This window comes from Streptomyces justiciae (assembly GCF_015163075.1).
GTDB classification, from domain to species: domain Bacteria; phylum Actinomycetota; class Actinomycetes; order Streptomycetales; family Streptomycetaceae; genus Streptomyces; species Streptomyces justiciae.
On record NZ_JADDXU010000012.1, the window covers coordinates 13385 to 24902 of the forward strand.

At 70.9% G+C, this 11518-nt stretch carries 8 protein-coding genes; 3 read left to right on the plus strand and 5 right to left on the minus strand.

Going from position 1 to position 11518, the window contains the following annotated elements:
* Positions 1-6: 6 nt before the first annotated feature.
* Both IQ210_RS29600 and glpK read left to right on the plus strand, forming a co-directional pair.
* Entirely contained in the window at positions 7-732 is a 726-nt protein-coding gene (locus tag IQ210_RS29600; protein ID WP_194082241.1) for an MIP/aquaporin family protein, read from the plus strand.
* Between the two features lie 22 nt (positions 733-754).
* The gene (glpK, locus tag IQ210_RS29605; protein WP_194082242.1) at positions 755-2266 is read left to right on the plus strand and encodes a glycerol kinase GlpK; all 1512 of its coding nucleotides are present in this window, start codon (positions 755-757) and stop codon (positions 2264-2266) included.
* A 109-nt stretch (positions 2267-2375) separates the two neighbouring features.
* Here glpK and IQ210_RS29610 read toward each other — a convergent pair whose 3' ends face one another.
* The 5 genes from IQ210_RS29610 to IQ210_RS29630 all read right to left on the minus strand — a co-directional run bounded on the left by IQ210_RS29610 (position 2376) and on the right by IQ210_RS29630 (position 10511).
* Positions 2376-2984: a GTP-binding protein gene (locus IQ210_RS29610; protein WP_194082243.1), complete on the minus strand. Its 609-nt coding sequence runs from the start codon at positions 2982-2984 to the stop codon at positions 2376-2378.
* Positions 2965-6642, minus strand: a complete 3678-nt coding sequence (locus tag IQ210_RS29615) for a hydantoinase B/oxoprolinase family protein (protein ID WP_194082244.1) — start codon at positions 6640-6642, stop codon at positions 2965-2967. Before IQ210_RS29615 ends, IQ210_RS29610 begins: the two co-directional genes overlap by 20 nt.
* Before the next feature lie 141 nt (positions 6643-6783).
* Complete coding sequence (locus tag IQ210_RS29620) at positions 6784-7179, minus strand: DUF742 domain-containing protein (RefSeq protein ID WP_194082245.1); 396 nt, start codon at positions 7177-7179, stop codon at positions 6784-6786.
* A 9-nt stretch (positions 7180-7188) separates the two neighbouring features.
* Positions 7189-7626, minus strand: coding sequence for a roadblock/LC7 domain-containing protein (locus IQ210_RS29625; protein ID WP_194082246.1), 438 nt, complete (start codon positions 7624-7626; stop codon positions 7189-7191).
* Positions 7623-10511 (minus strand): nitrate- and nitrite sensing domain-containing protein, encoded by a 2889-nt coding sequence (locus IQ210_RS29630; RefSeq protein WP_194082247.1) that lies wholly within the window; start codon positions 10509-10511, stop codon positions 7623-7625. Before IQ210_RS29630 ends, IQ210_RS29625 begins: the two co-directional genes overlap by 4 nt.
* Before the next feature lie 418 nt (positions 10512-10929).
* Between IQ210_RS29630 and IQ210_RS29635 the strand changes: the two genes are divergently transcribed.
* Positions 10930-11484, plus strand: coding sequence for a hypothetical protein (locus IQ210_RS29635; protein ID WP_194082248.1), 555 nt, complete (start codon positions 10930-10932; stop codon positions 11482-11484).
* Positions 11485-11518 lie beyond the last annotated feature (34 nt).

The window sequence follows — 11518 nt, forward strand, 5'->3', positions numbered from 1 at the left end:
GCCGCCATGAGCAACGGAGACATTTTTGTCGGTGAGATCATCGGCACCGCGATCCTGATCCTGTTCGGCGCCGGAGTGGTCGCCGCCGTCGTACTGAACGACTCGAAGGCGAAGGACGCGGGCTGGGTGGTCATCGCGTTCGGCTGGGGCTTCGGTGTGCTGGCCGGGGCGTACACCGCCGCGCCGCTGTCCGGGGGCCATCTCAATCCGGCGGTGACGATCGGGATCGCCGTCGACACCGGGGACTGGGACAAGGTGCCCCTCTACATCGCGGGGCAGGTGGTCGGCGCCATTCTCGGCGCGGTGCTGTGCTGGCTGGTGTACTACGCGCAGTTCCAGGCCAACGCCGAGGAGGAGAAGGCGCAGCCGACGCTGGGGATCTTCTCCACGGCGCCCGCGATCCGCAATCCCGTGGCGAACCTCGTCACCGAGATCATCGCGACCATGGGGCTGGTGCTGCCCATCCTGGCGTTCGGCCTGACCAAGGGGCTCGGCGAGTCCGGCACCGCGATCCTCATCGTCGCGTTCCTCGTGACCGGCATCGGTCTGTCCCTCGGCGGCCCCACGGGTTACGCCATCAACCCGGCCCGTGACCTGGGCCCGCGCATCACCCACGCCTTGCTCCCGATCCCCAACAAGGGCACCTCGGACTGGGGTTACGCGTGGATCCCGGTGGTGGGACCGCTGATCGGCGGCGCGCTGTCCGGGCTCATCTTCAACGCAGCCTTCTGAAGGAACCGACGAAGGGGACGTCATGACGGACAAGTTCGTCGCCGCTATCGACCAGGGCACCACCTCCAGCCGCTGCATCGTCTTCAACCAGGACGGCGCCATCGTCGCCGTCGACCAGCGCGAGCACCGCCAGATCTTCCCCAAGCCCGGCTGGGTGGAGCACGACGCCACCGAGATCTGGTCCAAGGTGCAGGCGGTGGTGGCCGGGGCGCTCGCCAAGGCCGGGCTGCGCGCCGACCAGCTCAGCGCGCTCGGCATCACCAACCAGCGCGAGACGACGGTCCTGTGGGACCGCGCGACCGGCAAGCCCGTGCACAACGCGATCGTGTGGCAGGACACCCGTACCGCGGCGCTGACCAACCAACTCGGCGGGTCCGACGGGCAGGACCGGTTCCGTGAGCAGACCGGGCTGCCGCTCGCCACCTACTTCTCCGGCCCGAAGGCGGCCTGGCTGCTCGACAACGTGCCCGGGCTGCGCGCGCGGGCCGAGAACGGCGAGATCGCCTTCGGCACCATCGACTCCTGGCTCATCTGGAACCTCACCGGGGGCACGGACGGCGGCCGGCACGTCACCGACGTGACCAACGCCGGCCGCACCATGCTGATGAACCTCGAGACCCTCCAGTGGGACCAGTCCATCCTCTCCGCCATGAACATCCCCGACGCCGTCCTCCCCGAGATCAGGTCCTCTGCCGAGGTGTACGGCACCGCGGTCGGCCAACTCGCGGGCGTGCCCGTGGCGTCCGCGCTGGGCGACCAGCAGGCGGCCGTGTTCGGACAGGCCTGCTACGACGTGGGTACGGCGAAGAACACGTACGGCACGGGCTCCTTCCTGCTGCTCAACACGGGCAACCGGCCGGTGCCGTCGAAGAGCGGCCTGCTGACGACGATGGGCTACAAGATCGGGAGCGAGGCGCCGGTCTACTGCCTGGAGGGTTCCATCGCCATAACGGGTGCGCTCGTCCAGTGGTTCCGGGACCAGCTCGGCATCATCCGCACCGCCGACGAGATCGAACCGCTGGCGGCGAGCGTGGAGGACAACGGCGGCGCGTACATCGTGCCCGCCTTCTCCGGGCTGTTCGCGCCCTATTGGCGTTCCGACGCGCGCGGGGTCGTCACCGGGCTCACCCGGTACGTGACGAAGGCGCATCTCGCGCGCGCGGTCCTCGAGGCGACGAGCTGGCAGACGCGTGAGGTCGTGGACGCCATGTTCCAGGACTCCGGGGTGCACATCACGACCCTGAAGGTGGACGGGGGCATGACCAAGAACAACCTGCTCATGCAGCACCAGGCGGACGTCCTCGACGTGCCGGTGGTCCGGCCGAAGGTGTCCGAGACGACCTGTCTGGGCGCCGCGTACGCGGCCGGGCTGGCAACGGGGGTGTGGAACGACCTCGAGGAGCTCAAGTCGCACTGGCAGAAGGACGTCGAGTGGACGCCGTCGATGGAGGCGTCGGTGCGGGACCGTGAGTACCACAACTGGCGCAAGGCCGTGGAGAAGAGCTTCGGCTGGGAGGAGGACGGGGCGAACTAGCCGCACGCGCGCGTGCGGTCTAGAACGGCTCCCACGCGCGTGCGGTCATGAACGCGGCCCGTACCCCGGTCGGCGGGGGTACGGGCCGTTCCCGTGTCAGTTGTCGGGGTCAGCTCGTCACGGCGGCCCTGCGGCGCTCCGCCGCGTGTGCCATCGCGTGCCGGACCACTCCGATGAGGACCTCCTTGACCGACTCGCGGTCCCGTGCGTCGCACAGCACCAGCGGCACGTCCTGGTCGAGGTCGAGGGCCTGGCGGACGTCCTCGATGGGGTAACGGGCCGCTCCCTCGAAGCAGTTGACGCCGACGACGAAGGGTATGGAGCGCCGCTCGAAGTAGTCGATCGCGGCGAAGCAGTCCTCCAGGCGGCGCGTGTCGGCGAGGACGACGGCTCCGAGGGCGCCCTCGGAGAGCTCGTCCCACATGAACCAGAACCGCTCCTGGCCGGGTGTGCCGAAGAGGTACAGCACCAGGTCCTCGCGCAGGGTGATGCGCCCGAAGTCCATGGCCACGGTGGTCGTGCGCTTGCCCTCCACGCCGCTGGTGTCGTCGACCGGGCGTCCTGCCTCGGTGAGCAGTTCCTCGGTGCGCAGCGGCCTGATCTCGCTGACCGCGCCGACGAGCGTGGTCTTGCCCACGCCGAAGCCGCCGGCCACGAGGATCTTGAGCGTGACGGGCTCGACCGGGGGCTTTCCGCGCTCAGAACGCCCGAAGATCATTGATCTCTTCTCCTGCTGGGTGGGGGTGGGGCGACGGTGGGCCGTAGCCTCCACCGCCGGGGGTTTCGATGACAAGTACGTCGCCTGAATCGACGTCGGCCGCGTCGCTGCCGCCGAGCACGGTGACCGTCCCGTCGGCGCGTTCCACGCGGTTGGCGCCCAGTGCGCCGGGTTCGCCGCCTTCCATGCCGTACGGCGGGACCCTGCGGTGCTGGGACAGCGTGGAGACGGTCATGGGCTCCAGGAAACGGATGCGGCGCACCGCGCCGTCGCCGCCGCGCCAGCGTCCGGCGCCGCCGCTGCCCTCCCGGACGGCGAACTCCTCGAGCCGGACGGGCAGTCGCCACTCCAGGACCTCGGGGTCGGTGAGCCGCGAGTTGGTCATGTGGGTCTGCACGACGGGTGCGCCCGGGAAGCCGTCGCCCGCGCCGGAACCGGACGCGACCGTCTCGTAGTACTGGTGGCGGGCGTTGCCGAAGGTCACGTTGTTCATGGTCCCGGAGCCCTCGGCCTGGACGCCGAGCGCCGCGTAGAGGGCGCCGGTGATGGCCTGCGAGGTCTCCACGTTGCCGGCGACGACCGCGGCGGGTGGCTCGGGCGCGAGCATCGAGCCGGGCGGCACGATGATCCGCAGAGGGCGCAGGCAGCCGTCGTTGAGGGGGATGTCGTCGGCGACGAGGGTACGGAAGACGTACAGCACGGCGGCGTTGACCACCGCGAACGGGGCGTTGAAGTTGCTGTCCAGCTGCGCGGAGGTGCCGGTGAAGTCGACGGTCGCCGAGCGGTTCTCGCGGTCCACGCGCACGCGTACCCGGATCATCGCGCCGGAGTCGGTCTCGTAGGCGTACTCGCCGTCGTCGAGGGTGTCCACGACCCGGCGTACCGCTTCCTCGGCGTTGTCCTGGACGTGTCGCATGTAGGCCTGGACGACGTCGAGTCCGAACGTCTCGATCATGCGGGTGACTTCGTCGACGCCCTTACGGTTGGCGGCGATCTGGGCCCGCAGGTCGGCGAGGTTGGTCCTCGGGTTGCGGGAGGGGTAGCGCGTCTCGGTGAGCAGGCGGAGGGTCTCCTCCTCGCGGAAGCGGCCGTTCTCGGCGAGGAGCCAGTTGTCGAAGAGGATGCCCTCCTCCTCGATGCTGCGACTGTCGGCCGGCATGGAGCCCGGGGCGATGCCGCCGATCTCGGCGTGGTGGCCGCGGGAGGCGACGTAGAAAAGGATCTCTCGGTCACTCTCCGTGTCTTCGGGGTCCGGCGCGTCGAAGACGGGCGTGATCACGGTGACGTCCGGCAGATGCGTGCCGCCGTGGTACGGGTCGTTGACGGCGTAGGTGTCGCCCGGCCGCATCCCCGAGCCGCGGCGCCGGATGACCTCCTTGACGCTGGTGCCCATCGAGCCCAGGTGGACGGGGATGTGCGGGGCGTTGGCCACCAGGTTTCCGTCCGGGTCGAAGAGCGCGCAGGAGAAGTCGAGGCGCTCCTTGATGTTGACGGACTGGGCCGTGGACTCCAGCCGGGCGCCCATCTGTTCGGCGATGGACATGAAGAGGTTGTTGAAGACCTCGAGGAGAACCGGGTCGACTTTCGTGTCGAGATCGGAACTCTGCGTGACCGCCGCGCGTTCCATGACCAGATGCCCGTCGTCTCGCGCCACGGCCTGCCAGCCGTCGTCGACGACGGTCGTCGCACTGGCCTCGGTGATGATCGCCGGGCCGGTGACGATCTCGCCGGGAGGCAGTTCCTCGCGGCGGTGGAGGGGTACGTCGCGCCAGGCGCCGCCCGTGTGGAGGCGGACGGTCTCGGGGGCGGCGGGGCGGCCTTCGTACGGGGCGAGGGCCGACAGATCGGGGGGTTGAGTGATGCCGGTGGCTTCCACGGAGAGGGCTTCGACGACGATCGGGCGGTCGAGCGTGAAGGAGTACGTGGCGCGATGACGTGCTTCGAAGGCGTCGCGCATCGCGGCGGGTTCGGTCAGCTCGACGGTGAGGGCGGTGTCGGTGCCGTCGTAGCGGAGTTGGGCGCGGCGGGTGATCCGGACGCGGTCGTCGGGGACGTCCTCGGCGAGGAGTTCGGCGCGGGCGGCGCTCTCCAGGTCGTCTGCGGTCTTGAGGACGCCCGGCATCGAGGCGGCCTCCAAGGGTGCCTCGACGGACTGTTCGCGCATGGCGGTGGTGTCGGCGAGGCCGATGCCGAGCGCGGAGAGGACCCCGGCCATGGGGGGTACGAGGACGGTGCGCATGCCGAGCGAGTCGGCGACCATGCACGCGTGCTGGCCGCCGGCTCCACCGAAGGTGGTGAGCGCGTAGCGGGTGACGTCGTGGCCTTTCTGGACGGAGATCCGCTTGACGGCGTTGGCGATGTTGGCGACGGCGATCTGGAGGTAGCCCTCGGCGACCTGTTCGGGGGTGCGGTCGTCGCCGGTCCGTTCGCGGATCTCGCGCGTGAGGTCGGTGAAGCGGTCGCGGACGAGTTCCGCGTCCAGGGGCTGGTCGCCGTCGGGGCCGAACACCTTGGGGAAATGGGCGGGTTGGATGCGGCCGAGCATGACGTTGGCGTCGGTGACGGCGAGCGGGCCGCCCGCCCCGTAGCAGGCGGGGCCCGGGTCCGCGCCCGCCGAGTCCGGCCCTACGCGGTAGCGGGAGCCGTCGAAATGGAGGACCGAACCGCCGCCGGCTGCGACGGTGTGGATGTCGAGCATGGGCGCGCGCAGCCGGACTCCGGCGATCTGCGTGGTGAAGACCCGTTCGTACTCGCCCGCGTAGTGCGAGACGTCGGTCGACGTACCGCCCATGTCGAAGCCGATGACGCGGTCGAAGCCCGCGAGTTGCGACATCCGGGCCATGCCGACGATGCCACCGGCGGGCCCGGACAGGATGGCGTCCTTGCCGCGGAACTGGCCGGCCTCGGTGAGACCGCCGTTGGACTGCATGAACATCAGCCGCACGCCGTCGAGTTCACCGGCGACCCGCTCGACGTACCGGCGCAGCACGGGCGAGAGGTAGGCGTCGACGACGGCCGTGTCCCCGCGCGGGACGAGCTTCATCAGCGGACTGACCTCGCTGGAGAGCGAGATCTGCGGGAATCCGACGCGGGCGGCGAGTTCGCCGACGGCCTGTTCGTGGGCGGGGTGGAGGTGGCTGTGCATGCAGACGACGGCGACCGCGCGGATCCCGTCGTCGTAGGCCTGCTGAAGGGGCTCGGCGAGGGCGTCCAGGTCGGGGGCCCGCAGGACGGTGCCGTCGGCGGCGATGCGTTCGTCGACCTCGATCACACGCACGTGGAGCAGTTCGGGCAGTTCGATGCGGCGGGCGAAGATGCGGGGCCGGTTCTGGTAGGCGATGCGCAGGGCGTCGCGGAAGCCGCGGGTGACGATCAGGAGGGTGCGCTCGCCCTTGCGCTCCAGCAGGGCGTTGGTGGCGACGGTGGTGCCCATGCGGACGGCTTCCACCGGGTCCTGGGAACCGCCCAGGAGTTGGTTCACGCCGGTGACGGCCGCGTCGGCGACGGGGGTCTCGTCTGTCGGGTGGAGCCGGGAGCTGGGCGGGGTGGGGCTGTCGGAGAGCAATTTGTGGGTGAGCAGTCGGCCGTCCGGGCGGCGCGCGACGATGTCGGTGAAGGTGCCGCCCCGGTCGACCCAGAACTGCCAGCCTGTCGTCACGTCCGTCTCCCCGATCGTGCTGTTCGGCACCGTGTCCGCGGGCCGGCGGCCGGCCGCCCGCGGAGGTCGTCGACGATCAGTCGGATCATATCGGGAGGGCTGTGCCGGCGCCCGCCCGCTCCGCGCGGGCGGGACGCTGCCTCACAGCGCCCTGAGGCCGTTGATCACGTCCCGCAGGATGCTCTCGTCCGGCAGCTCCGCGGGCGGCACGGGCCGGTTCACGTGAACGAACTCCGCGTCCACGAGGTCACCGATGAGAACCCGCACCACGCCGATGGGCAGGTCGAGTTCGGAGGACAGCTCGGCGACCGACTGCGGGGTCTCGCGGCACAGGTCGACGATGTCCACGTGCTCCGGGGACAGCGAGTGGTCGCCTTCCGGGTCGTCCGCCTGGGGCTCCGTGACGACCACCGCGATGAGGTCCAGGCGATGCTGGGCCGCGCTGGTGGTGCGGCCGCGCGTCATGGCGTACGGACGGACGACCGGTCCGGCCTCGTCGTCGAACCAGTGACTTCTTCCCTGACCGTCAGTGCTCATGTCATCCCACTACCCGCCCTGAGGCAGATCGGTGCGTGGAGCGGACGCGAGATGTACACCGACTCGCTTGACCAGCAGGGTCATCTCGTAGGCGACCAGGCCGACGTCGGAGTCCGCGTCGGAGAGGACGGCGAGGCAGCTGCCGTCGCCGGCGGCGGTCACGAACAGGAATGCGTCGTCGAGTTCGACGACCGTCTGCCGGACGCTGCCCGCCTCGAAGTGCCGGCCCACGCCCTTGGCAAGGCTGTGGAAGCCGGAGGCGACGGCGGCCAGGTGTTCGCTGTCCTCCCGGGTCAAATCCTTGGAGACCCCTGTCGGCAGTCCGTCGCCGGAGAGCACGACGGCCTTGCGGATGCTGGCGACGCGGTCCACCAGTTCGTCCAGGAGCCAGTTGAGCTCGCCGGACTTGGGCGTCGCGGTGTGGCCGGTCGTCTTCGGTGCGGTCATCGACCGTCCCCCTTAGTTCCTCGTGGTGCTGTGCCGCTGTGGGCGTCCTCGCCCGCGGCGTTCTCCTCACGGCCGCGCTGCCAGCCGCGCTGGAGCGAAGCCATGCGGCTGCGTACTTGGTCGGCGTCCCGCTCCTCGAACCCGGCTTCCTGGTCGGTGCGACGCTCGGGGCTCTGCTTGAGCTGCGGAGCCAGGTTGGCCTGCCGGACACGCCGGGGCAGCGGGGCCGTGCCGAAGGCGTCCGGCCGTGGTTCGGGACCGCCGGGGTGCCCGGGCCCGGGGGCGGTGCCGCCGGCGAGCGGCGTTTCGGAGCCCGCGGTGGGGCGGGTCTCGGAGCTGCCGGTGGGGCGCGTGGCGTCGCCCGAACCGCCGCTGGACGCGATCTCGGCCCGCCGGGTGCGCCGAGGCAGAGCGGAGGTGCCGGGCACCGGGGTTTCCTGCTCGTCGCGGCGGTCGGCGACGTCGGTGCTGCGGCGCTGCGGTCCCGTGGCGCGCCTGCGGGCGGGCAGCGGGGGCGGTGTGGCGGACAGCGACCGGTTCGCGCCGCGTACGGGCTCCTCGTCCGGGTCCGGACGCCGTGCGGGCTGCTCCGTCACCGGGCGGCCGTGCGAGCTGACCAGCTTGGGCGTGCGCCGCTGGGGCAGCGGCACCGGGGTGTTCAGGTCGTCGTTGCCGTCGGCGTGCCGTCCGAAGGGGTCGGGGGTCTCGCGGGATTCGTCACCGGTGGTGTCCTCGGTACGGACGAGGCCGCGCCGGGGGCGGAACAGGCCGCCGCGTTCGCTGTCCTCGTCGTCGAGGGCGCCCGGGAAGTCGTCGATGGCGTCCAGGTCGACGGGGGCTTCCAGCTCGACGGGGCCGTCCAGGAGCGCCGCTGGCAGTCCCGGCAACTGCACGGGCACGTGGGCGAGTTCGGCCCGCCGGGCCTCCTCCAGCTCGGCCTCCTTGGAGGGCTGGGGGCGGTCGAGGCGGAAGCCGATGCCGTTGGTGTCCGGGACGTCGTCCGTCAGCAGGGTGTTGGGGATGAAGACGACGGCCGTCGTGCCGCCGTACGGCGAAGGCTGGAGGGAGACCCGGACGTTCTGTCGCTGGGCGAGCCGGCTGACCACGAACAGGCCGAGCCGGTCGGTGTCGGACAGTTCGAACTCCGGTGTCTCGGCGAGCCGGAGATTGGCGTCCAGCAGGGCGTCGGCCGCCATGCCGAGACCGCGGTCGTGGATCTCCAGGGTGAAGCCGTTGGCGACGCGCTCACCGAGAACCTGGACGGCCGTGTGCGGCGGGGAGAACACCGTGGCGTTCTCCAGGAGTTCGGCGACGAGATGGGTGAGGTCGGCGACGGCCGGGCCAGTGACCGCGACCCTGGGCAGCCGGCGGACCTCGATGCGCTCGTAGTCCTCGACCTCGGCGACGGCGGCCCGGACGACGTCCATGAGCTGGACGGGCTTGCGCCACTGCCGGGAGGGCGCGGCGCCGGAGAGGATCACCAGGCCCTCGGCGTGCCGGCGCATACGGGTGGTGAGGTGGTCGAGGCGGAACAGGTCGGCGAGTTCGTCGGTGTCCTCGGTCCGGCGCTCCATGGTGTCGAGCAGGGTGAGCTGCTTGTGCAGGAGCACCTGGCTGCGGCGGGCGAGGTTGACGAAGACCTCGGCGACTCCGGCGCGCAGTTCGGCCTGTTTGACGGCGGCCTCGACGGCCGCGCGCTGCAGGGTGTTGAGGGCCTGGCCGACGTCGCCGATCTCGTTCTTGTCGTACTCCAGGCGCGGGACCTCGGTCTCCACGTCGACCTGTTCACCGGCGGAGAGCCGGCGCATGACGCTGGGCAGTCGTACGCCGGACGCCTCGTGGGCCTCCAGGCGCAGCTGGCGCAGGTCGCGGATGAGGCCGCGGCCGACGCGTACCGAGAGGAAGATCGAGAAGAGCAGGGCGAGCAGGCCGAGCACGCCGGCGACGGCGGCCTTGACGATGACGCCCATCGCGACCGGCTCCACGCGGTCCTGGTAGCGGTCGCCCGCCTGGTCGTTGAGGGTGGCGAGCCCGTCGAGCACGCCGGCCGCTGCGGCGTCCCAGCTCTTGGCGGTGAGGGCGCTGGGCGGGCCGGGCTCGGATCCGATGACGGTCTGCTCGGCGGAGCGCAGGGACGCGGTGGAGGCGTTCTTCCAGAACCTGTCGTAGCGCTCGCGTTCGGTCGCGGGCAGCACCGGCAGGCTGATGTCGTACATCATGTCGCGCTGCGCGATGAGGTCGGAGACGTCCCGGATCTCCTCGCGGGTGAGTCTGCCGACCACGAGGGCGGAGCCGAGCAGGGCGTCCTCGCGGGAGAGGAGTTCGCGGGCGCGGGTGATGTTGACCAGGGCGCGGGCCTGCTTGTCCATCTCCACGTTGTCCACCCCGTCGAGGGAGGCCAGCAGGGTGTAGCAGGGGTCCACGAGGCGGTTGTAGCGACCGAGGGCCTGAGCCCGGGTCACCGTGCCCTCCTCGACGCTGCGGCGCAGGGAGTCGACGCTGTCGAAGGCGTCCAGGACGGTGGTCAGGCGCTCGTCGTCGTCCGCGTCGAGTCCGTCGCGGACGTCGGGGTCCTGCGCGTTCTTGCGGAGCTTGGCGATGGCGTCGTCGGAGGCGGTGCGGGCGGTGCGCAGCGCGGAGAGCGCGTCCGACGCCCGCGGGTCGGCCAGATAGACGAGGGTCTGGCGGCGTTCCTGCTGGAGGATGCGGACGGTGTCCTCGGTGGGGTAGCCGATGTCCTCCACGGCCGTCGACACCTGGAACAGCTGGGTGACCGCCCGTCCCGTGAGCACCGTGGCGAAGCCCCAGATCGCGGCCAGGGACACCAGCGGCACGAGAAGCAGCGCCACGATCTTCCGGCGGATCGACTTCCCGCGAAAGCGCATGGCCTCCCCCAGCTGGTCCCCCGCCGGCCGGGGGTACACATGTGCGTCAACAAACGCCGCGAGCCTACTACCGACGCACAGTTAACTCGAAGACCCTTCCGGAGGGCGAACTTCCGCACCGGCGGCGCGAGATGGGGAGTTGTCCGGGCATTGCGGGAGATTGCCTCCCGCATTCGCAGGACGGTGGCCCGCGCGGATCCGGCCGACAGAGGTGGGCAGTTGGCCAGAATTTTTCGTTTCCAGGGAATCTTCGGGGCGTGTCGTTCGTCGTTCTCTTCAGGAAATGGGGGCGGAATCGGCCACACGAGCCGCATCCCGCAACCGGGCGGCGTAAAACAGCGCAAGCCGGGCAGCCACTGGGGAGCCGTGTGTTCGAGCACGGGTAAGCGGTCTGCTGGCGGTGGGGAGTGACACCTTGATGGGCACGGCGGAGCGGCAAGAGGCGCCCACGGCGGGAGATGCGGCGCACCTGACGGCGTGGCGCGAGCCCGAGGCACGGGATCGCGACATTCCGACGGACGACCGCGGCGCCGGGCCCGGTGAACAGGCCGCAGCGCGGGAACCGGCACAGGAACAGTCCTACTACCGCCCATTGTGGGTCGAGGAGCCGGCGCGGCGGCGCCGGATGCCGGATCCGGTGCGTACGGCGGCGGTGCGGGCGGTGCTGATCATCGCCGTGACGCTGGTCCAGGCGATGGTGGCGTTCCTGTGCACGCTGGCCGGATCGTGGCTGGCGTTCCCGATGGTCCTCAGCAGCGTGGCGAGCACCGTGGTGGCGACATGGGGCGCCCTCGACGTCTGGGTGACGCGCCAGGTGTGGAACCAGCGCAACGGCGTGGTGTCGGCCCCGAGCAGCACCGCGCGTGCCCTGCGACGCGAGCGGCGCAAGGCACGGCGACAGGCAAGGACGGCCGAGCGGGCGCAGGAGCGGATACGTCGGCGCGGCGGGGCGGGCCAGCTGTCCCACCCCTGATCCCGGCCGAGCCGTCGCGGAGCCCCGGCTGACA

Coding starts and splice junctions, on each gene's coding strand:
- IQ210_RS29610 (WP_194082243.1), bottom strand. CDS start 2,984: ATGATCTTCGGGCGTTCTGAGCGCGGAAAGCCCCCGGTCGAGCCCGTC.
- IQ210_RS29620 (WP_194082245.1), bottom strand. CDS start 7,179: ATGAGCACTGACGGTCAGGGAAGAAGTCACTGGTTCGACGACGAGGCC.
- IQ210_RS29635 (WP_194082248.1), top strand. CDS start 10,930: ATGGGCACGGCGGAGCGGCAAGAGGCGCCCACGGCGGGAGATGCGGCG.
- IQ210_RS29625 (WP_194082246.1), bottom strand. CDS start 7,626: ATGACCGCACCGAAGACGACCGGCCACACCGCGACGCCCAAGTCCGGC.
- IQ210_RS29630 (WP_194082247.1), bottom strand. CDS start 10,511: ATGCGCTTTCGCGGGAAGTCGATCCGCCGGAAGATCGTGGCGCTGCTT.
- IQ210_RS29600 (WP_194082241.1), top strand. CDS start 7: ATGAGCAACGGAGACATTTTTGTCGGTGAGATCATCGGCACCGCGATC.
- glpK (WP_194082242.1), top strand. CDS start 755: ATGACGGACAAGTTCGTCGCCGCTATCGACCAGGGCACCACCTCCAGC.